Here is a 21635-nt window from a genome sequence, read left to right as displayed (position 1 = left end):
CTGGATCGCTGACTCGACCGACCCTCCGGCTGACTCGACCGACCCTCCAGCCGAGGGTGACACGACCGAGTCGGAGGCCGGGCTCCAGACTCTCGGCTGGGACTGGGTCTAGCGGCCGCCCCGCGAGGGACGAACTCTCTTCCATTGGGAGTGGTATGGCTGGGCGCCCACCGGCAGCACGTCGATCCCCCGAACACGCCTGGCTGATCACCGGCCCGCTGGCCATCTTCGCCGTCGTCCTGGCGGTGGTGCTCGGGGTCCTCGACGGTCCGCCCGGCGAGTGGGGTTGGGCGGCCCTGGTGCTCGGTCTCGCGCTGCTGGGTGACACGCCGCTGCTGTTCTACGTCGTCCGACGACAGACCACGGCCATCACGTTCATCGAGATTCCCCTGCTCTTCGGGCTCTACCTGCTGCCGCCGCTCACCGTCGTACTCGTCTTCACGCTCGGTTCGCTGATCACCCAGATCTACCGGCGGTTCCCGCCGGCGAAGTTGTGGTTCAACGTCGCCAAGTCCGCCGCGGCGGTGTCGCTGGCGAGTCTGGTCGTGCTGGCGCTGCCGGAGATGCACGGCTTCGGCCCGAGCACCTGGGGTGTGCTCGTCGCCGCCGTGGCGACCCACGCGCTGGTGACGCTGGGCGCGGTCGCCGGAGTCTTCGCGATCATGCATGGCGCGCAGGCGGGCTGGGAGGTGTTCCGCACCTCCGGTCCCGGCCTGCTCACGGTCATGCTCAACGTGGCCCTGGGCCTGGTCATCGTGATCTGCCTCCGCGTCACCCCGTGGTCCGCCCTGCTCCTGCTCGCACTCGCCGCCGCGTTGCTCCTGCTCTACCGCTCGTACGCACAGTTCTTCCGCCAGCACCGGACCCTCGCCGACGTCTACGAACTCACCAAGGCGATGAGCGAGCGCGGCCAGGACGGCACCCTGGCCGACTCGCTGCTGGGTCGGGTGCGGGCGCTGATGCAGGCCGAGTACGCCACCCTCTGGCTTCCCGCCCAGGGCCGGCACCCGGAGGTCCTGCTCACCGCCAGGGTCGAGGACTCGGGACTGCTCGACTTCTCCCGGACCCCGCTGATCGCCCGGGAGCGCGCCACCGGGGAGAGCCGGACCGTCGCCGCCGGCAGCCGGATGGGCGGCCACCCGGACGTGCGGGAGGCGTTGCGGGAAGCGGGCCTGAAGGACGTGATCGTCACGCCGCTCCGCTCCGGCCAGGCGGTGATCGGGTCCCTGGAAGTGGTGAACCGGCTCGCCGACATCGGGCACTTCACCCCCGCGGACGTGCCGGTCTTCGAGACGATCGCCGCGCACGCCGCGGTCGCCCTGGAGAACTCGCGGCTGGTCGACCGGCTGCGGCACGACGCGTACCACGACGGGCTGACCAACCTGCCCAACCGGCGGCGGGTGACCGGGGCGCTGGAGGAGGCGGTCCGGGTACGCGCCCCGAACGAGGTCGTCGCGCTGCTCCTCTTCGACGTGGCCGGGCTCCGCCAGGTCAACGAGTCCGTCGGGCACGCGGCCGGCGACCGGGTACTCGTCGAGGTGGCGAACCGGCTGCGCTCTTCGGCGCCCTCCGCCGCGCTGGTCGGCCGGGTCGGCAGTGACGAGTTCGTGGTGACGCTGCGGATGGAGAGCATCGACGCGGCGCTCGACCTCGCCGCCGAGCTGCGCGAGCAGATCCGCGACCGGATGGTCTTCGACGTGCTCGTCCTCGACGTCGACACCGTGGTCGGGGTCGCGGTGCATCCGGACCACGGCGACGACCCGGCGACCCTGCTCCAGCGCGCCGACCTCGCGGTGACCCGGGCCAAGTCGGCCCCGGACGGCATCCAGCTCTTCAGCCCCGGGCTGGAGTCCCGGTCGTCGCGGCGGCTCGGCCTCGCCGGCGACCTGCGCCGCGCGCTCGACCACGCCGAGGTGGAGGTCTACTACCAGCCCAAGGTCACCCTGACCGACCGGCGGCTGGTCGGGGTGGAGTGCCTGGCCCGGTGGGTGCACCCGGCGCACGGGACGGTGGCCCCGGAGGACTTCGTGGCGGTGGCGGAGCACACCGGCCAGCTTCCCGAGCTGACCAGGCTGGTGCTCGGCGAGGCGCTGCGGCGCAGCCGGGACTGGACCAGCGGCGGCAACACCCTCGCCGTCTCGGTCAACATCTCTCCGCGTACCCTCGCCGACCAGCAGTTCCCGGCCCTGGTGCAGGGGATGCTCGCGGAGTACGGCGTCGCCCCGGAGCTGCTCACCCTGGAGATCAAGGAGGCCGGCGTACTGGACGGCACCGAACGCGCGGTGCCGGGGCTGCGCCGGCTGCGCGACGTCGGGGTACGCCTCGCCGTCGACGACTTCGGTACCGGCCACTCCTCGCTCTCCTACCTGCGTCGGTTGCCGGTCAACGAGGTCAAGGTCGACCGCTCGTTCGTGCAGGGGATGGCGACCGACCCGGTGGACCTGGCGATCGTCAACGCGGTGGTGACGCTCTCCCAGCAGTTCGGCCTGGCGGTGGTGGCCGAGGGGGTGGAGAGCGAACTCACCCTGGAGCTGCTCCAGGACATCGGGTGCCAGATCGGGCAGGGCTTCCTGTTCAGCCGCCCGCTGCCGTACGAGCGCCTGGAGGCATGGTTCGCGGCCCAGTCGGAGTCCGACACCTCGGCCGGCCCGGCCGACGTACGGCGGCTGCGGGCAGTGCCCTGACCTGGTCGGACGGCCCGGGATCGATGCCCCGGTTTGGCTACCGGGGATCTGATTTCACCTCGTGCCCGACGACGTGTACTCTTACCTCTGCGCGCCACCAGGAAAGATCGCGTGCGCGCCCCCTTAGCTCAGTCGGCAGAGCGTCTCCATGGTAAGGAGAAGGTCTACGGTTCGATTCCGTAAGGGGGCTCAGAGGGTTCTGTTGGACCCGCCACGGCGGTGTAGCTCAGATGGCAGAGCAAGCGGCTCATAATCGCTGTGTCGCCGGTTCAAGTCCGGCCACCGCTACTCTCGGGCGCCGGGGCAAACCCGGAGACCGAAACAAGAGGGCGCTGTCGGCGCCCACTTTGCGTGTCCGCGTGGCAGGCGTCTACGCTGGTACGTCGTAGTTCAGTCCGCTAACGAGGAAGGCGCCCCGCCGTGGCCAAGGCGACCGATGTCCGTCCCAAGATCACTTTGGCGTGTGTGGAGTGCAAGGAGCGCAACTACATCACGCGTAAGAACCGCCGTAACGACCCGGACCGCATCGAGCTGAAGAAGTTCTGCCCCCGGGACGGCAAGCACACCGTTCACCGCGAGACCCGCTGATCGACGCCGACGCGAGTCGGCCGACCAGAGACCACCAGCATCGCCGTTCCGGCCCTGGTGAGCGCGCCCCGAGCCGCTCCCGCCCAGGCCCGGGGCGGCGATTCTGCTCTCTACGCCCCTGCCCTGCTGTGTACGCCCTGCGCCCGCCGCGCCCCGCCCGGTCCGCTGTCCCGCCGTCCGGCGGCGACCTTCCGGGCCCCTGACGGGCTTGCGGCTGGCTCGTCCCCGACCTCCGTTGGGCGCCCTTCCGGGGCTCCGACAGGCTCGTCCCGGCCGCCGGGCGGCGGCCCCGGCGGATCGCCCCCGCCGTGTAGGTTCGGCGGCATGTCCCTGGACCCGTCCTTCGTCGGCCGCAGCTATCCGCCGACCCCGCCGTACCAGGTGGGCCGCGAGAAGATCCGAGAGTTCGCCACGGCGATCGGGGCCGTCGACCCGGCACACCACGATCCGGACGCCGCCCGGGCGCTGGGGCACGCCGACGTGGTGGCGCCGCCGACCTTCCCGTTCACGATCACCATGGCGGCCAGCCGGCAGATCGTCGAGGACCCGGAACTCGGCGTCGACTACAGCCGGGTGGTCCACGGCGACCAGCGGTTCCGCTACACCCGGCCGGTGATCGCCGGTGACGAGCTGGTCTGCGTCAACACCGTCGAGGAGATCCTCAACCGGGGCGCGCACAGCTTCATGACCACCCGTACCGAGGTGAGCACGACGGCGGGGGAGCCGGTGGTCACCGTCTGGACCAAGCTCGTCGTACGCGGAGAGGGCTGAGATGGATCTTGCACCTCGTACCTTCCGGATCACCCGCGCGGACCTGGTCCGCTACGCGGGCGCCTCGGGCGACTTCAATCCCATCCACTGGAGCGACCGGTTCGCCACCAAGGTGGGCCTGCCCGGGGTGATCGCGCACGGCATGTTCACCATGGCGCTGGTCGGGCGCGCGGTCACCGACTGGGCCGGTTCCCCGGACGCGGTGGTGGAATACAGCGTCCGGTTCACCCGGCCGGTCGTGGTGCCGGACGACGACGAGGGCACCGAGATCGAGGTGAGCGCCGCCGTCCGGGGTGAGCCCGAGGACGGACTCACCCGGCTCGACCTGACCGCGACCTGCCAGGGCGAGAAGGTGCTCGCCCAGGCCCGGGCGGTGATCCGCACTCCGGCATAGCTCCGGCTGGACCAGGCGGGACGGGCTCGCTGGGGCACACCGGTTGGGAAACTCGTGCCTCTACCCGTACACTGGTCCGCCGTGGGGCAAGTGGCCTCTACTCAGGCGTGCGTGCCTGAGTGGGTCGGCTGCCCACACAGGGGTGTAGCTCAATTGGCAGAGCAGCGGTCTCCAAAACCGCAGGCTGCAGGTTCAAGTCCTGTCACCCCTGCGCCTACGGCCTGACCGGTCCCGGGATCGGCGTCGCCATCACCTGTGGCGACCGGCTCGTGTTGGTGGCATCGGCGGGGTCGAGCCGAGGCGGTTCGTCCGCCCGGTCCGGTCCCTGACGGATCCGCCGGCCGCGGGCCGTTCCGGGGGACGGTCGTCCGGAGGGTTCGGTCGAGGGCGGTCGGCGCCCGAGACGGAGACTCCGGGTTCCGGCCGGCGTGAAAAGCGCAGCGCGCGTCCACCGACGCGCGTACCAACCACCCGGCGACGGAGGGCGAAGTGGCCGAGAAGAATCGGCGCGACGAGGACGACAACGACCGTCTCGACGACGAGATGATCGACGACGTCGTCGACGATGACGCCGACGACGAGGCGGACGAGCCGGTCGGACGCGGTGGCACCGCCACCCGGGAGCGCACCAAGGCCGACGAGGCGGACAGCAGGCCCAAGACCAAGACCGAGGGTCGGGTCGGAATATTCGGCCGGCTTGCCCGGTTCTTCCGCGAGGTCGTGGCAGAGCTGCGTAAGGTCATCTGGCCGACCCGTAAGGAGCTGCTGACCTACACCGCCGTGGTGGTCGTGTTCGTCGCCGTGGTGCTGACGATCGTGGCCGGGCTGGACTACGCCTTCGCCCGCGGCGTGCTGTGGGTCTTCGGTGGCTCCAGCTGACCACCTGCCCCACCTGATAGTGACGGAAGTGAGCGAGCGTGCCTGAGTACGACGAGACCGCCGAGACCCCGGACGAGCAGTCCGCGGTGGCGACGGCGAGCGGTACCGAGTCGGTCGAGGCCGCCAACGAGCCGGAGTTCGCCGCCGCCGAGGCGCCGGACGAGGACTACGACCCGGTCGCCGAGCTGCGGCAGAAGCTGCGCTACGCGCCCGGCGACTGGTTTGTGGTCCACTCGTACGCCGGTTACGAGAACAAGGTCAAGACGAACCTGGAGACCCGGATCACCAGCCTCGACATGGAGGAGTTCATCTACCAGGTCGAGGTGCCGACCCGGGAAGAGGTCGAGGTCAAGAACGGCAAGCGGCTCCAGGTCCAGAACAAGGTCTTCCCGGGCTACATCCTGGTCCGGATGGAGCTCACCCCGGAGTCGTACTCCTGCGTGCGCAACACCCCGGGGGTGACCGGCTTCGTCGGCGCGACCGACCGGGCCGACCGGCCCGCGCCGCTCTCGCTCGACGAGGTGCTCAAGTGGCTCGCCCCGGCGGTGGAGACCGAGACCAAGAAGGCGAAGCCGGAGGTCAAGGTGCTCGACTTCGAGGTCGGCGACTCGGTCACCGTGACCGACGGCGCCTTCGCGTCGCTGCCGGCCACGATCAGCGAGATCAACGCCGACCAGCAGAAGCTCAAGGTCCTGGTCTCGATCTTCGGTCGGGAGACTCCGGTCGAGCTCAACTTCAACCAGGTCGCCAAGATCTGATCGACGGCCCGCCCGGGCTCCGGCCGGGGCCGACCTCGGCGCGTCGCCCGAGCCGGCGCTGCGCTACTCTTGAACGTCGCCCGTCACGCAGGCGCGCTTGACCGTGCGCGCCGACGGGTGGCCTCAGGTGCACGTTCCCCAGTTTCAAGCCCAGGAAGTGACATGCCTCCGAAGAAGAAGCTCGTCAAGACGTTCACGCTTCAGCTCCCGGCGGGCCAGGCCACCCCGGCGCCGCCGGTCGGCCCGGCGCTGGGTCAGCACGGCGTCAACATCATGGAGTTCTGCAAGTCGTACAACGCGCAGACCGAGTCGCAGCGCGGTGACATCGTGCCGGCCGAGATCAGCGTGTACGAGGACCGGACCTTCACCTTCGTGCTGAAGACCCCGCCCGCCGCCCGTCTGCTGATCAAGGCCGCCGGCGTGCAGAAGGGCTCCGGCGTCCCGCAGAGCCAGAAGGTCGGCTCGGTCACCCGCGCCCAGTTGCGCGAGATCGCCGAGAAGAAGATGTCCGACCTCAACGCCAACGACGTCGAGCAGGCCGAGAAGATCATCGCCGGCACCGCCCGGTCGATGGGCATCACGGTCAAGGAATAGTCTTCCGCCCACCCCTGACCGGCACGACCAGTTCGTGGGAGGGCCGCGGCGTTCCGTGGCCCGCCATACACCACAGGAGTAATCAGAGATGCAACGCAGCAAGAGCTACCGCAAGGCCGCCGAGGCCATCGACCGGGACAAGCTCTACACCCCGATCGAGGCCGTACGGCTGGCCAAGGGGAGCAGCACCGTCAAGTTCGACGCCACGGTCGAGGTCGCGATGCGCCTCGGCGTCGACCCCCGCAAGGCCGACCAGATGGTCCGGGGCACGGTCAACCTCCCGCACGGCACCGGCAAGACCGCCCGCGTGATCGTCTTCGCGGCCGGCGCCAAGGCCGAGGAGGCGACCGCCGCCGGAGCCGACGTGGTCGGCACCGACGAGCTGGTGGCCCGGATCCAGGAGGGCTGGCTGGACTTCGACGCGGCGATCGCCACGCCGGACCAGATGGCCAAGATCGGCCGGATCGCGCGGATCCTGGGCCCGCGCGGCCTGATGCCGAACCCGAAGACCGGCACGGTGACCATGGACGTCACCAAGGCCGTCTCGGACATCAAGGGCGGCAAGATCACCTTCCGGGTGGACAAGCACTCCAACCTGCACCTGATCATCGGCAAGGCCTCGTTCTCCGAGGCCCAGCTGGTGGAGAACTACGCCGCGGTGCTCGACGAGGTACTCCGGACCAAGCCGTCCGCGGCCAAGGGCAAGTACCTCCGGAAGGTCACCCTCACCACCACCATGGGCCCGGGCGTTCCGGTCGACCCGAACGTGGTGAAGAACCTGCGGGAGTCGGCCGAGGTCTGAGCCTCGACCGACCCGGTAAGTCCCGTCCGACGCGGGGCGCCCAGCGACGACGTTTCGCGGGGCGCCCCGCGTCGGCGTCTGTGCCGTCGCGCCCCCGCGCTCCGGGCGCCGCTGTGGCACTCTGCTATCCGTGCGACTGGATCAGGTCTGGCTGCGGTACGGCGCCCGCGCCCCCTGGGTGCTCCGCGCGGTCGAGGTGGAGATCGACCCCGGGCAGAGCGCCGTGGTGCTCGGTCGGAACGGCGTGGGCAAGTCGACGCTGCTCCAGCTGGCCGTCGGCGTACTGGACCCGACCCGGGGCGTGGTCCGCGACCGCCCCGGCATCGTGGGCTGGGTGCCGGAGCGGTTTCCGGCCGACCAGCCGTACACCGTCGACCAGTACCTCACCGGGATGGGGCGGATCCGGGGACTCTCTGGCGCGGCGACGGCCCGTACCGTGACCGGCTGGATCGAGCGCCTCGGACTGGCGGCGTACCGCGACGTCCGGCTGCCGGCGCTCTCCAAGGGGACGGCCCAGAAGGTCGGACTGGCCCAGGCCCTGCTCCGCCCGCCCGGTCTGCTCGTCCTCGACGAACCCTGGGAGGGGCTGGACGGGCCCACCCGGGAGCTGGTCCCCGAGCTGATCGGGGAGGTGCTCGACGACGGCGGTTCCGTGCTGGTCAGCGACCATCGCGGCGAGACCGTGCGACTGCCGTACGCCGCCCGGTGGAGCGTCGCCGACGGGACGGTGACGGTCCTGGCCCCGGCCGCCGCCGAGCAGCAGGTCGCGGGGGTACCCGCCGGGAGCGTGCCGACCGGGCCGCCGGCCGTCGCCGAGCGGCGGATCACCGGGGGCGCGACCTCCGTGGTGGAGATCGCCGTGCCGGCCGCCCAGGCCCTGGAGACGGTCGCCGCGCTCCGCCGCGCCGGCCACCAGGTCCTCCGGGTACGCCCTGCCGAGCCGCCGACCCTCAGCGACGGTGATCCCCCGGCCAGGCTGCCCGCCCCGCCGGGCACCCCGGCCGTCCCCAGCGCGCAGGCCGTTCCCGGCGCCTCGGCCGTTCCTGCCGTGCCGGGTGCTCCCGGTGTCCGGGCCGCGCCGGCCGTTCCCGGTGTGCCGGGCGGTTCGGTCGCTCCGGCCGGGGCGGTCGACGGGGACGGGCAGCCGGGGGATTCCGTCGCGGCCGCCGGGGAGGCGTCGTGACCGCGCTGGCCCGGATGCGGCTGGCGGGTTTCGTCCGGACCGCCCGGGCGCTGCCGCCGCTGATCGCCGGGCTGGTCGCGCTCGGCGTGCTGTACGGGGGCGGCGCCGCGCAGGCCGCCGAGGCGTACGGCGTCTCCGCCGTGGTCCTCTTCCCGGTCCTCGCCTGGCAGACCAAGCTGCTGCTGGACACCGAGCCGGACACCCAGCGCCGGCTCGCCGTGGTCGCCGCCGGTCGGCGGGCGGAACTGGCCGGCGGGGTGTTCGCCGCCGGGCTGGCCGGGCTGGCCCTGATCCCGGTCGCGCTGCTGCTGCCCTGGCTGCTCGGCGGGGTCACCGGGCCACAGCGGGCCGGTGACCTGCCGCTCGCGCTGGGCCTGGCGGTGGGGCTCTGGGCGCACCTGCTGATCCTGCCGGCGGCGGTCGCGCTCGGTGCGCTGGCCAGCCGGGCGGCGACCAGCAGCCCGCTGTACGGGCTGACCGCCCTGGTCGGCGGGGTGGTCGGGGTGTACGTGTTCGGGCTGAAGGAGTCGGTGCTGCCCTGGATCGCGCCGCCGGTACTCGCCACCGCCCGGGCCAGCACCGCCGGCCCGACCGCCGGGTCGGTGGCCCTGTTGACCGGGCACGCCCTGCTCTGGAGCGCGGTGGCGTTGGCCGGTTACGCCTGGCTGCGCCGCCGCCGGGCGTGATCCGGACGTCGGCAGGTGGGCGGGTGCCGGGGCGGACGTGAGCTGGAGCACCCGGGGTGATTTGGTCGTCACGGCCGGCGTCGCGTACTCTGATAAGTCGGTCAGGCTAGCCTGGTCGACGTTTTAACCCAGAGACCGCTGGTCACCGTGCCCCGGCACGGTCGAAGGTCCCGCTCGACGGGCGGCCCGCGCAGGGGGAGACGGTAGCGTGCCAGGTCGTGTCCGCATGACCTTCCCCGCCCCGTGCGCCCTGCGCCGGGGCTTCTCTCGTTGTGGTGGGATCTCCGATCCGCACCCGGGCTCCGTTCGCGCCGCCGGCCGATCGGGCGTGGTCAGCCTGGAGTAACGAGAGAGGAGGGACATGGCGGACAAGCCGGTTCGGGCCGACAAGGCCACCGCCGTCGCCGAGCTCACCGAATACTTCCGCAACTCGGGCGCCACCGTGCTCACCGAGTACCGCGGGCTGACGGTTTCCCAGCTCACCCAGCTGCGCCGCTCGCTCGGTCGGGACACGACCTACGAGGTGGCGAAGAACACGCTGGCCAAGCGTGCCGCGACGGACGCTGGCATTGCCGGCCTCGACGAGCTGTTCACCGGTCCTACCGCGCTGACCTTCGTCTCCGGCGACGTGGTCGAGGCGGCGAAGGGTCTGCGGGAGTTCGCGAAGGCCAACCCGAAGCTCGTCATCAAGGGTGGCGTCTTCGAGGGCCGGGCGATCACCGCGGACGAGGTCAACAAGCTCGCCGACCTCGAGTCCCGTGAGGTGCTGCTGGCCAAGATGGCCGGCGCGATGAAGGGCAGCCTGAGCAAGGCCGCTGCCCTGTTCCAGGCGCCGCTGGCGCAGACCGCCCGCCTGGCGGCTGCCCTGCAGGACAAGCGTGAGAAGGAGGGGCAGGCCTGATCGGCCAGCCCTCCGGTACCCCGATATTCGTGTAAGAAATCAGGAAAGGACGCCAGACACCATGGCGAAGCTCAGCACCGAAGAGCTGCTCGACGCGTTCAAGGAGATGACGCTGATCGAGCTCTCGGAGTTCGTGAAGCAGTTCGAGACCACCTTCGACGTGACCGCCGCCGCGCCGGTGGCCGTCGCCGCCGGTGGCCCCGCGGCCCCGGCCGCCGAGGCCGAGCCGGAGCAGGACGAGTTCGACGTCATCCTGGAGGCTGACGGCGGCAAGAAGATCCAGGTCATCAAGGTCGTGCGTGAGCTGACCGGCCTGGGCCTGAAGGAGGCCAAGGACCTCGTCGAGGCCGCGCCGAAGCCGGTCCTGGAGAAGGCCAACAAGGAGGCCGCCGACAAGGCCAAGGCCAAGCTGGAGGCCGAGGGCGCGAAGGTCACCCTCAAGTAGTTTCCGCTCCACGCCGCGCCCGGTGCGTCCGTACCGACCAGCTCTCCGTTCCGCCGAGCGGGAGTCACAGGGGTACGGGCCACCGGAGGCGGCCCGCGTCGCTCTAGTGAGCTGACGCACAGCAATGTCGCCGACGGGCGGCGATCCGGCGCCGGATCGCCGCCCGTCTCCGTCCGCTGACTGGCTGCGACCGTCGATGATCAGGGCTTTGACGCCTCGGACGGCCGTCGTTGGCCCGTCCGGCCGGTCAGGCTCGGATGGCGACCCGGGCAAAGAGGTCGCCCGACCCGGGCATCAGCCCTTGACGCGGCACGAACCGGCAGGCACGCTGACATCAGCAAGACCTTCCGCGCTTGCGACGGCCGACACCTGGGTAAGGGCCACGGCAGCACCACGAGCCGCTGGTTCCTACGAGGCCTAGCGGGATGCGTGCGGGACGTGTGAGCGCGCTCAGCGCGCGCCAGCCACTGGTTGGCGACACGTTCTGCAACGCCCTGCCGTGGTGGGCTGGACAGCGGTTAGCCGCTCGGCTACACTGCTAGTTTGCGCTGCCTTCCGACTTGACCCCTGCTCGGAATGTCCAGTTTTGGGCGTTTGGAGTGGGGCCATTGGAGTGCACGCGTGACAGCCGCATCTAGCAGCACCGGTCCTCGGAAGGACGCATCTTGGCAGCTTCCCGCCCTGCGAAGACCAGTCGTACGTCGAGCGCTTTCGCGCCCCGCCGAATCTCCTTCGGCAGGATTACCGAACACCTCGAGGTCCCCAACCTCCTCGCCATCCAGAACGAGTCGTTTGACTGGCTGGTCGGCAACGAGGCTTGGCAGGGCCGGTCGGCCGACGACCCGCACGCTCGATCGGGTCTCGCCGAGATCCTCGACGAGATCAGTCCCATTGAGGACTTTTCTGGCACTATGTCGCTCTCCTTCTCCGCGCCGCGCTTCGACGAGGTCAAGGCCTCGATCGAGGAGTGCAAGGAGAAGGACCTGACCTACTGCGCCCCGCTGTTCGTGACCGCGGAGTTCACCAACAACACCACCGGCGAGATCAAGAGCCAGACGGTGTTCATGGGTGACTTCCCGATGATGACGCCGAAGGGCACCTTCATCATCAACGGCACCGAGCGCGTGGTGGTCAGCCAGCTCGTCCGGTCCCCGGGCGTCTACTTCGACAAGCAGCCGGACAAGACCTCCGACCGCGATCTCTCCAGCGTCAAGGTCATCCCGAGCCGGGGTGCCTGGCTGGAGTTCGACATCGACAAGCGCGACACCGTGGGTGTCCGCATCGACCGTAAGCGCCGGCAGGCCGTCACCGTCCTGCTCAAGGCGATCGGCTGGACCAACGAGCAGATCCGTGAGCGGTTCGGCTGGTCCGAGCTGATGATGACCACCCTGGAGAAGGACCACATCGCCGGGGTGGACGAGGCGCTGCTCGACATCTACCGCAAGCTCCGGCCGGGCGAGCCCCCGACGCGGGAGAACGCCCAGACCCTGCTCGACAACCTCTTCTTCAACCCGAAGCGGTATGACGTCGCCAAGGTCGGCCGATACAAGTTCAACAAGAAGCTCGAGCTGGACGTGCCGATCAACACCGGCACGCTGACCGAGGACGACATCGTCGCCACCGTGGAATACCTCTGCCGGCTGCACGCCGGTGAGGAGGGCTACGAGGCCGACGACATCGACCACTTCGGCAACCGCCGGCTCCGTACGGTGGGCGAGCTGATCCAGAACCAGGTTCGGGTCGGCCTCTCCCGGATGGAGCGGGTGGTCCGCGAGCGGATGACCACCCAGGACGTCGAGGCGATCACGCCGCAGACCCTGATCAACATCCGTCCCGTCGTGGCGGCGATCAAGGAGTTCTTCGGCACCTCGCAGCTGTCCCAGTTCATGGACCAGACCAACCCGCTGGCGGGCCTGACCCACCGGCGCCGGCTGAGCGCGCTCGGCCCGGGTGGTCTGTCCCGGGAGCGGGCCGGCTTCGAGGTCCGGGACGTGCACCCGTCGCACTACGGCCGGATGTGCCCGATCGAGACGCCGGAAGGCCCGAACATCGGCCTGATCGGCGCCCTGTCGACCTTCGGCCGGGTCAACCCGTTCGGCTTCATCGAGACGCCGTACCGGAAGGTCGTCGAGGGCCGGGTCACCGACCAGATCGACTACCTGACCGCCGACGAGGAGGACCGGTTCGTCAAGGCGCAGGCCAACACCGCGCTGCGCGCGGACGGCACCTTCGCCGAGGACCGGGTCCTGGTCCGCCGGAAGGGCGGTGAGGTCGACTACGTCGCACCCACCGCGGTCGACTACATGGACGTGTCGCCGCGCCAGATGGTGTCGGTCGCCACCGCCATGATCCCGTTCCTCGAGCACGACGACGCCAACCGGGCACTGATGGGCGCGAACATGCAGCGCCAGGCGGTGCCGCTGGTCAAGGCCGAGGCGCCGCTGGTCGGCACCGGCATGGAATACCGGGCCGCGGTCGACGCCGGTGACGTGGTCGTCGCCGAGGTCGGCGGCGTGGTCGAGGACCTCTGCGCCGACTACGTGACGGTGCACCAGGACGACGGCCACCGGCGTACCTACCTCCTGCACAAGTTCCGTCGCTCCAACGCGGGCTCCTGCGTCAACCAGAAGCCGGTCGTCTTCGAGGGCGATCGGGTCGAGGCGGGCCAGGTCATCGCGGACGGTCCGTGCACCGACGACGGCGAGATGGCGCTCGGCCGCAACCTGCTGGTCGCGTTCATGCCGTGGGAGGGCCACAACTACGAGGACGCGATCATCCTGTCGCAGCGCCTCGTCCAGCAGGACGCCCTCACCTCGATCCACATCGAGGAGCACGAGGTGGACGCCCGGGACACCAAGCTCGGTCCGGAGGAGATCACCCGCGACATCCCGAACGTCAGCGAGGAAATGCTCGCCGACCTCGACGAGCGCGGCATCATCCGGATCGGCGCCGAGGTCGTCACCGGCGACATCCTGGTCGGCAAGGTCACGCCCAAGGGCGAGACCGAGCTGACCCCGGAGGAGCGGCTGCTCCGCGCGATCTTCGGCGAGAAGGCGCGCGAGGTCCGGGACACCTCGCTGAAGGTGCCGCACGGCGAGACCGGCACGGTCATCGGCGTACGGACGTTCAGCCGGGAGGACGGCGACGAGCTGCCGCCGGGCGTCAACGAGCTGGTCCGGGTCTACGTGGCGCAGAAGCGGAAGATCCAGGACGGTGACAAGCTCGCCGGCCGGCACGGCAACAAGGGCGTCATCTCGAAGATCCTGCCGGTCGAGGACATGCCGTTCCTGGAGGACGGCACCCCGGTCGACATCGTGCTCAACCCGCTCGGCGTGCCGAGCCGGATGAACATCGGCCAGGTGCTGGAGACCCACCTCGGGTGGGTCGCCAAGACCGGCTGGCAGGTGCAGGGTGACGACGCCGACTGGAAGCGGGCGCTGCGTTCGATCGACGCGCACGAGTCCGAGCCGGACACCAACGTGGCGACGCCGGTCTTCGACGGCGCCAAGGAGGAGGAGATCTCCGGTCTGCTCTCGTCGACCCTGCCCAACCGGGACGGCAAGCAGCTGATCGGCGCGAGCGGCAAGGCGCAGCTCTTCGACGGACGTTCCGGCGAGCCGCTGCCCGACCCGATCGCGGTCGGCTACATCTACATCCTCAAGCTGAACCACCTGGTCGACGACAAGATCCACGCTCGGTCGACCGGCCCGTACTCGATGATCACGCAGCAGCCGCTGGGTGGTAAGGCGCAGTTCGGTGGCCAGCGGTTCGGCGAGATGGAGTGCTGGGCGATGCAGGCGTACGGCGCCGCGTACGCGCTCCAGGAGCTGCTGACGATCAAGTCCGACGACGTCCTCGGCCGGGTCAAGGTCTACGAGGCGATCGTCAAGGGCGAGAACATCCCCGAACCGGGCATCCCGGAGTCCTTCAAGGTGCTGCTCAAGGAGCTGCAGTCGCTGTGCCTCAATGTTGAGGTGCTCTCCAGCGACGGCGTGGCCCTGGAGATGCGCGAGACCGACGACGAGGTCTTCCGCGCTGCGGAGGAGCTCGGCATCGACCTGTCCCGGCGTGAGCCGAGCTCGGTCGAAGAGGTGTAGTGGGTGGTGGGTTCGGGGCGGCTGGAGCCGCTCCGGACCCCAACCCCGGGTGCCAGCAACAGAAACGACACGACACGAGGGACATATAACGTGCTCGACGTCAACTTCTTCGACGAGTTGCGGATTGGCCTGGCCACCGCCGACGACATCCGTCAGTGGTCGCACGGCGAGGTCAAGAAGCCTGAAACGATCAACTACCGCACCCTGAAGCCGGAAAAGGACGGGCTCTTCTGCGAGAAGATCTTCGGTCCGCAGCGGGACTGGGAGTGCTACTGCGGTAAGTACAAGCGGGTTCGGTTCAAGGGCATCATCTGTGAGCGCTGCGGCGTCGAGGTGACCCGCTCCAAGGTGCGGCGTGAGCGGATGGGCCACATCGAGCTGGCCGCGTCGGTGACGCACATCTGGTACTTCAAGGGTGTGCCGAGCCGGCTGGGCTACCTGCTCGACCTGGCGCCGAAGGACCTCGAAAAGATCATCTACTTCGCGTCGTACGTTGTCACCAGCGTCGACACGGAGGCGCGGCACCGTGACCTTGCCACGGTGGAGAACGAGATCCTCGCCGAGAAGCGGCAGGCCGAGAACAGCCGCGACTCGGAGATCGAGAAGCGGGCCGCCAAGCTCGAGGCCGACCTGGCCGAGCTGGAGGCCGAGGGTGCCAAGGCCGACGTGCGGCGCAAGGTCAAGGAGGGCGGAGAGCGCGAGATGCGCCAGATCCGCGACCGGGCGCAGCGCGAGATCGACCGCCTCGACGAGGTGCTGGACACCTTCCGCAAGCTGGAGCCGAAGCAGCTCGTCACCGACGAACTGCTCTACCGCGAGCTGCGGGACCGGTTCGGCGAGTACTTCACCGGTGGGATGGGCGCGGAGGCGATCAAGGCGCTGGTCCAGAACATGGACCTGGACGCCGAGGCCGACAACCTCCGCGAGATCATCCGTACCGGCAAGGGGCAGCGGAAGATCCGGGCGCTCAAGCGGCTCAAGGTCGTGGCGGCGTTCCTGAACACCCGCAACTCGCCGCTCGGGATGGTGCTGGACTGCGTACCGGTGATCCCGCCGGACCTGCGCCCGATGGTGCAGCTCGACGGTGGCCGGTTCGCGACCTCGGACCTGAACGACCTCTACCGGCGTGTGATCAACCGGAACAACCGGCTCAAGCGACTGATCGACCTCGGCGCGCCCGAGATCATCGTCAACAACGAGAAGCGGATGCTCCAGGAGGCCGTGGACGCGCTCTTCGACAACGGTCGTCGGGGTCGTCCGGTCACCGGCCCGGGCAACCGGCCGCTGAAGTCGCTGTCGGACATGCTCAAGGGCAAGCAGGGCCGATTCCGGCAGAACCTGCTCGGCAAGCGGGTCGACTACTCCGGTCGTTCCGTGATCGTCGTCGGTCCGCAGCTCAAGCTGCACCAGTGCGGCCTGCCCAAGCAGATGGCGCTGGAGCTGTTCAAGCCGTTCGTGATGAAGCGGCTGGTCGACCTCAACCACGCACAGAACATCAAGTCCGCCAAGCGGATGGTCGAGCGGCAGCGGCCGGTCGTCTGGGACGTGCTGGAAGAGGTCATCGGCGAGCACCCGGTACTGCTGAACCGGGCGCCGACCCTGCACCGGCTGGGCATCCAGGCGTTCGAGCCGCAGCTCGTCGAGGGCAAGGCGATCCAGATCCACCCGCTGGTCTGCACCGCGTTCAACGCGGACTTCGACGGCGACCAGATGGCGGTACACGTGCCGCTGTCGGCCGAGGCGCAGGCCGAGGCCCGGATCCTGATGCTCTCGTCGAACAACATCCTCAAGCCGGCCGACGGCAAGCCGGTCACCATGCCCACCCAGGACATGGTCATCGGTCTCTACCACCTCACCCACCTCACCCCGGGTGAGATCGGCGAGGGTCGGGTGTTCAGCTCGGACGCCGAGGCGCGAATGGCGTTCGACAACGGCGAACTGCACCTGCAGACCCCGGTGAAGATCCGGCTGCGCGGTGTGACCGAGGTGGACAACGGGCCCGGCGCTTCGCGGTGGACCGCTCCGGAGGAGTGGGTACCGGGTGAGCCGCTGACCGTGGAGACCACGCTGGGGCGGGTGCTCTTCAACGAGACCCTGCCGCAGGGCTACCGGTTCGTGAACTACGAGATCCGCAAGGGGCAGCTCTCCGCGATCGTCAACGATCTCGCCGAGCGGTTCCCGAAGGTGGCGCTGGCCGCGACGCTCGACGGGCTCAAGGAGGCCGGTTTCCACTGGGCCACCTGGTCCGGCGTGACGATCGGCATGGAGGACGTCATCGCGCCGCCGCGCAAGCGGGACATCCTGGAGCGGTACGAGAAGGAAGCCGAGCGGATCGACAAGCAGTACCAGCGGGGTCTGATGACCGCCGAGGAACGTCGCGGCGAACTCATCGAGATCTGGACCAAGGCGACCAACGAGGTCGCCAAGGAGATGGAGACCGCGCTGCCGCAGGAGAACCCGCTGTGGAAGATGATCAACTCGGGTGCCCGCGGTAACCTGCTCCAGCTCCGCCAGATCGCCGCGATCCGTGGTCTGGTGGCCAACCCGAAGGGCGAGATCATCCCGCGGCCGATCAAGGCCAGCTACCGGGAGGGTCTCTCCGTACTGGAGTACTTCATCTCCACGCACGGTGCCCGGAAGGGTCTCGCCGACACGGCGCTGCGTACCGCCGACTCGGGTTACCTGACCCGTCGTCTGGTGGACGTCTCGCAGGACGTGATCATCCGCGAGGAGGACTGCGGCACCGACCGCGCCATCCCGATGCAGATCGCGACCCAGCTCGACGGCAGGCTGGTGGCACACGAGCACGTGGAGACCAGCGTGCACGCCCGTACCCTGGCCGACGACATCAAGGGGCCGGACGGCAACCTGGTCGCCGAGCGGGGTGCGGACATCAACACGATCCTGGTCGACAAGATCGTGGGGGCCGGGGTGGACACCGTACGGGTCCGCAGCGTGCTCACCTGCGAGTCCAAGCTCGGCGTCTGCGGGGCCTGCTACGGCCGCTCGCTGCCGACGGGCAAGACCGTGGACGTCGGCGAGGCGGTCGGCATCATCGCCGCCCAGTCGATCGGTGAGCCGGGCACGCAGCTCACGATGCGTACCTTCCACACCGGTGGTGTCGCGGGTGAGGACATCACCCAGGGTCTGCCCCGGGTCCAGGAGATTTTCGAGGCCCGGGTCCCGAAGGGCAAGGCGCCGATCGCCGACACCCCGGGCCGGATCCGGATCGAGGACGGCGAGCGGTCGCGCAAGATCATCGTGGTGCCGGACGACGGCAGCGACGAGATCGTGTACGACAAGATCTCCAAGCGGGTGCCGCTCCAGGCACACGACGGTGATCACGTCGACGTCGGCCAGAAGCTGACCAAGGGCACCATCGACCCGCACGAGCTGCTGCGGATCCTCGGCCCGCGGGCGGTCCAGGTCCACCTGACCCAGGAGGTCCAGGAGGTCTACCGGTCGCAGGGTGTGCTCATCCACGACAAGCACATCGAGATCATCATCCGCCAGATGCTCAAGCGGGTGACGGTGATCGACTCCGGCGCGACCGAGTTCCTGCCGGGTGTGCTGGTCGACCGGGCGCTCTTCGAGTCGGAGAACCGCCGACTCGTCTCCGAGGGCGGCGAGCCCGCGGCGGGCCGGCCGGTGCTGATGGGTATCACCAAGGCCTCGCTGGCCACGGACTCGTGGCTGTCGGCGGCCTCCTTCCAGGAGACCACCCGGGTGCTCACCGACGCGGCGATCCACGCCCGGAGCGACTCGCTGATCGGTCTCAAGGAGAACGTCATCATCGGTAAGCTCATCCCGGCCGGTACGGGCATCAGCAAGTACCGCAACATCCGGGTCGAGCCGACCGAGGAGGCGAAGGCCAAGGTCTACTCGATGACCGGCTACCCGGAGACCGACTACGGGTTCGGGCCGGCCAGCGGCCAGGCTGTGCCGCTGGACGACTTCGACTTCGGGTCGTACCGCTGAGGCGACATCTCCGAGACGCCCCGCCCGTCGGTTGACGGGCGGGGCGTCCCGCTTTTCCGGCCGTGGTAGCCGGGTTGGGTAGGCTGACGCGGTGACCACGACGCCGGCCGCCAGCCCGGCCACCCGGCATCCCCTCGACCCGGATCCGGTGCGCTCCACGAAGTCGCGAGCGGTCTTCGCCCTCGGCCTGATGGCGCTGCTGACCGGTCCGGCGGTCGGGGGCATCGTCCCGGCGACGGTCGCGATGCTGCTGGCCCGGCAGGCCCGCCGCGAGGCGTACGCGTCGGGCGGCTATCTGACCGGCGCCGCCTGGCTGCGTCGCGGTGAGCGGTTGGCCTGGGCGGGGATGGTTCTCGCCGCGACCGCGGTGGTGGTGGCGACCGTGATCGGTGTGGTCCAGTGGGCCGACGGCTCGGTGGGTCAGGACTTCGCACCCGGGGTCGACTGACCGGCCCGGCGGCGCCGGGTGCCGGCCCGAGCTACCGGACGTGACCGGACCGGCGGTGGACGGCGCTGCGACGGTAACCTGACCTTGGCACGACGTGTCGGGCCCGGTCGACGGATTCTCCTCGGCCGGTCGGTTCCGCCCTGGTTGGCGGCTCGGTGGTTGCAGGGGGAGTTCCGTGACGGAGGAGGCGCAGCCACCCCGGGTGGAGCGCGCGGCGGACGAGACACCGGGGCAGCCGGCCGGGGACCAGCCCCGCTACCACGAGCCCTCGTACGCGCTGCCGACGGATGCGCCGCTGCCGGCGTCGACGCCGCTGCCGGGCGCCCCGGGACAGCCAGCTCCGGCGGGGCACGAGTGGGCCCGTCCCGCGTCGGGCCCGCCGGCCCCGGCGAACCCCGGTGCGGCCTGGTCGGGTACCCCCTCCGGCCCGGCGCCGGTCGGGGTGCGCGGGGCGGCCACCGGTGCGGCGTACCCGATGCCGGGGGCGTTCCGGACCGACCCGCAGGCGGCCCCGGCCGGGTACCCCGGGACGGGCGGACCGGCCGGTGGAGCGGGCCTGGCCGGCGGCGCGCGGTTCGGGGCGGTGCCGGCGCCGCCACGGGAGTCGATGCGGGCGCCGAGCCGGGTGGACGCGGTCCCGGGTACCCCGTTCGGCCTGGTACATCTGGAGGTGGCACCGGTCACCTCGGGGCCGGCGGTGGCCTCGCTGGTCACCGGGGGCGGATCCGTGCTGGTCGCCTTCGCCGGCGGCTGCCTCGGCCTCGCCGGCAGCAGCCCGGCGGACTGGGGTGGCTGGGTGGCGGGCGCCTTCGCGGTGCTCGCCGGGCTGCTCGGGGTGACCGGCCTGCTGCTGGGGGAGCTGGGGCGCCGGCAGACCTCGCCGGGCGCTCGGCCGATCTGGCCCGGTCGCCGCGGCCCGGCGCCCGGAGCCGCACCGGGTGCCACGGCGCCGCCGGTCCGGTTCACCGGCCGGGGCCTGGCGATCGCCGGGATCAGCTGTGCCGGCGTCGGCCTGGCACTGACCGTGATCGCGCTGGCCGTGGCGGTGCTGCTGCAACTGGCCTGAGTGCCGTACGGGCGGGCCGGTCCGGGCGGCGGATGTCGGGTTACCGGGCCGACGGGCCGATCGCGAGATCAGCCGGTACACTTGAAAACCGGCAGTGCTTCTCGGGAGCGACGCGGAGATCCGGGCCTGGCCGGGGGTTGCTCGACAACCTTCCGGAGTCCTGTTTTGACGTGCCCACTCACGGTAGGTACTCTTTCCTCTCGTGCCCGGGCATGCCCGGGCAACTCGTGCGTGTGCCCGAGCCCACATGGTGGCAATCGAGCAACGTCACGACAAAGTCGAAACGAGTCGGCTACGCCCCAGCGTGCCGACGGGCTGGAATCCGGCGTCGACGAGTGGCGGCGGAGACCGCGAGCGGGCGACACGCCCGACCGCGGGTGCCGGGACCGTCCCGAGACGGCCCTGGTTGGAAGGTAAGAGAGCCACCCGCGTGGGGGGCTAAGACACACGGCGCGGTCGCAGAGGGCGGCCGAAGGGAGCGGAAAACCCGGTGCCCACGATCCAGCAGTTGGTCCGCAAGGGCCGCCAGGCGAAGACGAGTAAGACCAAGACGCCGGCGCTGAAGGGGAGTCCTCAGCGGCGCGGCGTGTGCACGCGCGTGTACACCACCACCCCCAAGAAGCCGAACTCCGCGCTGCGCAAGGTCGCTCGGGTGAAGCTCAGCAGCCAGATCGAGGTGACCGCCTACATCCCGGGCGTCGGGCACAACCTCCAGGAGCACTCCCTCGTGCTGGTCCGTGGTGGCCGGGTGAAGGACCTTCCGGGCGTGCGCTACAAGATCGTCCGCGGTTCGCTGGACACCCAGGGTGTCCGCAACCGCAAGCAGGCCCGCAGCCGCTACGGCGCGAAGAAGGAGAAGAGCTGACATGCCGCGTAAGGGCCCTGCTCCGCGCCGGCCGCTGGTCGCGGACCCGGTTTACAACTCCCCGCTGGTCACCCAGCTGGTGAACAAGATCCTGCTCCGTGGCAAGCGTCAGCTCGCCGAGCGCATCGTCTACGAAGCCCTGGAGGGCTGCCGGGAGAAGTCCGGCACCGACCCCGTGGTCACCCTGAAGCGGGCGATGGACAACGTGAAGCCGACCCTGGAGGTGCGCAGCCGCCGGGTCGGTGGCGCGACCTACCAGGTGCCGGTCGAGGTCAAGCCGCAGCGTGCCACCACGCTGGGCCTGCGCTGGCTGGTCACCTACTCCCGCGCCCGCCGGGAGAAGACGATGGTCGAGCGGCTGATGAACGAGCTGCTCGACGCGAGCAACGGTCTCGGCGCCGCCGTCAAGCGGCGTGAGGACACCCACAAGATGGCCGAGTCCAACAAGGCCTTCGCGCACTACCGCTGGTAACGGCCTCCGGGTTCCGGCGCGGTT

General features: G+C 70.1%; 18 protein-coding genes and 3 tRNA genes. All 21 read left to right on the top strand.

Annotated elements, in window-relative coordinates; translation table 11 throughout:
* Positions 1-155: 155 nt before the first annotated feature.
* The 21 genes from C6W10_RS24800 to rpsG all read left to right on the top strand — a co-directional run bounded on the left by C6W10_RS24800 (position 156) and on the right by rpsG (position 21611).
* A complete protein-coding gene (locus tag C6W10_RS24800; protein ID WP_107260930.1) occupies positions 156-2684 on the top strand; it encodes a bifunctional diguanylate cyclase/phosphodiesterase in 2529 nt (842 codons plus the stop codon).
* 117 nt (positions 2685-2801) lie between these two features.
* Positions 2802-2874, top strand: a tRNA-Thr gene (locus C6W10_RS24795).
* Between the two features lie 25 nt (positions 2875-2899).
* Positions 2900-2972: transfer RNA gene (locus C6W10_RS24790), tRNA-Met, on the top strand.
* A gap of 132 nt (positions 2973-3104) precedes the next feature.
* Positions 3105-3272, top strand: a complete 168-nt coding sequence (gene rpmG / locus C6W10_RS24785; RefSeq protein ID WP_013288652.1) for a 50S ribosomal protein L33 — start codon at positions 3105-3107, stop codon at positions 3270-3272.
* A 324-nt stretch (positions 3273-3596) separates the two neighbouring features.
* Positions 3597-4043, top strand: coding sequence for a MaoC family dehydratase N-terminal domain-containing protein (locus C6W10_RS24780; RefSeq protein ID WP_107260928.1), 447 nt, complete (start codon positions 3597-3599; stop codon positions 4041-4043).
* Position 4044: 1 nt separating this feature from the next.
* On the top strand, positions 4045-4437 hold the full coding sequence (locus C6W10_RS24775) for a MaoC family dehydratase (RefSeq protein WP_107260926.1): 393 nt from the start codon (positions 4045-4047) through the stop codon (positions 4435-4437).
* A gap of 138 nt (positions 4438-4575) precedes the next feature.
* Positions 4576-4648: transfer RNA gene (locus C6W10_RS24770), tRNA-Trp, on the top strand.
* Between the two features lie 278 nt (positions 4649-4926).
* Positions 4927-5316 carry a preprotein translocase subunit SecE gene (gene secE / locus C6W10_RS24765; protein ID WP_107260924.1) on the top strand — a complete coding sequence of 130 codons (390 nt, stop codon included), beginning with the start codon at positions 4927-4929 and terminating at the stop codon, positions 5314-5316.
* Positions 5317-5354: 38 nt separating this feature from the next.
* On the top strand, positions 5355-6074 hold the full coding sequence (nusG, locus tag C6W10_RS24760; protein ID WP_107260922.1) for a transcription termination/antitermination protein NusG: 720 nt from the start codon (positions 5355-5357) through the stop codon (positions 6072-6074).
* A gap of 162 nt (positions 6075-6236) precedes the next feature.
* The gene (gene rplK, locus C6W10_RS24755) at positions 6237-6668 is read left to right on the top strand and encodes a 50S ribosomal protein L11 (RefSeq protein ID WP_107260920.1); all 432 of its coding nucleotides are present in this window, start codon (positions 6237-6239) and stop codon (positions 6666-6668) included.
* A gap of 88 nt (positions 6669-6756) precedes the next feature.
* A complete protein-coding gene (gene rplA / locus C6W10_RS24750) occupies positions 6757-7470 on the top strand; it encodes a 50S ribosomal protein L1 (RefSeq protein ID WP_107260918.1) in 714 nt (237 codons plus the stop codon).
* 130 nt (positions 7471-7600) lie between these two features.
* Positions 7601-8653 (top strand): ATP-binding cassette domain-containing protein, encoded by a 1053-nt coding sequence (locus C6W10_RS24745; RefSeq protein WP_107260917.1) that lies wholly within the window; start codon positions 7601-7603, stop codon positions 8651-8653.
* Positions 8650-9339 (top strand): hypothetical protein, encoded by a 690-nt coding sequence (locus C6W10_RS24740; RefSeq protein WP_107260915.1) that lies wholly within the window; start codon positions 8650-8652, stop codon positions 9337-9339. The genes C6W10_RS24745 and C6W10_RS24740 overlap by 4 nt, the downstream gene beginning before the upstream one ends.
* A 361-nt stretch (positions 9340-9700) precedes the next feature.
* Positions 9701-10240 (top strand): 50S ribosomal protein L10, encoded by a 540-nt coding sequence (rplJ, locus tag C6W10_RS24735; RefSeq protein WP_101368155.1) that lies wholly within the window; start codon positions 9701-9703, stop codon positions 10238-10240.
* 61 nt (positions 10241-10301) lie between these two features.
* Positions 10302-10685, top strand: coding sequence for a 50S ribosomal protein L7/L12 (gene rplL / locus C6W10_RS24730; protein ID WP_101368154.1), 384 nt, complete (start codon positions 10302-10304; stop codon positions 10683-10685).
* 665 nt (positions 10686-11350) lie between these two features.
* Positions 11351-14782, top strand: coding sequence for a DNA-directed RNA polymerase subunit beta (locus tag C6W10_RS24725; protein WP_107260913.1), 3432 nt, complete (start codon positions 11351-11353; stop codon positions 14780-14782).
* 90 nt (positions 14783-14872) lie between these two features.
* Positions 14873-18760 carry a DNA-directed RNA polymerase subunit beta' gene (locus C6W10_RS24720; protein WP_107260911.1) on the top strand — a complete coding sequence of 1296 codons (3888 nt, stop codon included), beginning with the start codon at positions 14873-14875 and terminating at the stop codon, positions 18758-18760.
* A 91-nt stretch (positions 18761-18851) separates the two neighbouring features.
* Entirely contained in the window at positions 18852-19208 is a 357-nt protein-coding gene (locus tag C6W10_RS24715) for a hypothetical protein (RefSeq protein ID WP_107260909.1), read from the top strand.
* A 175-nt stretch (positions 19209-19383) separates the two neighbouring features.
* Positions 19384-20274, top strand: coding sequence for a hypothetical protein (locus tag C6W10_RS38750; protein ID WP_234361405.1), 891 nt, complete (start codon positions 19384-19386; stop codon positions 20272-20274).
* A gap of 490 nt (positions 20275-20764) precedes the next feature.
* Positions 20765-21139: a 30S ribosomal protein S12 gene (gene rpsL / locus C6W10_RS24705; protein WP_101368150.1), complete on the top strand. Its 375-nt coding sequence runs from the start codon at positions 20765-20767 to the stop codon at positions 21137-21139.
* 1 nt (position 21140) lies between these two features.
* The gene (gene rpsG / locus C6W10_RS24700; protein WP_101368149.1) at positions 21141-21611 is read left to right on the top strand and encodes a 30S ribosomal protein S7; all 471 of its coding nucleotides are present in this window, start codon (positions 21141-21143) and stop codon (positions 21609-21611) included.
* The last annotated feature ends 24 nt before the right edge of the window (positions 21612-21635 follow it).

Origin of the sequence: Plantactinospora sp. BB1, from assembly GCF_003030385.1 — a bacterium.
Lineage (GTDB): Bacteria > Actinomycetota > Actinomycetes > Mycobacteriales > Micromonosporaceae > Plantactinospora.
The sequence above is the reverse complement of the archived record's forward strand: the minus strand, read 5'-3'. Positions and strand labels throughout refer to the sequence as shown.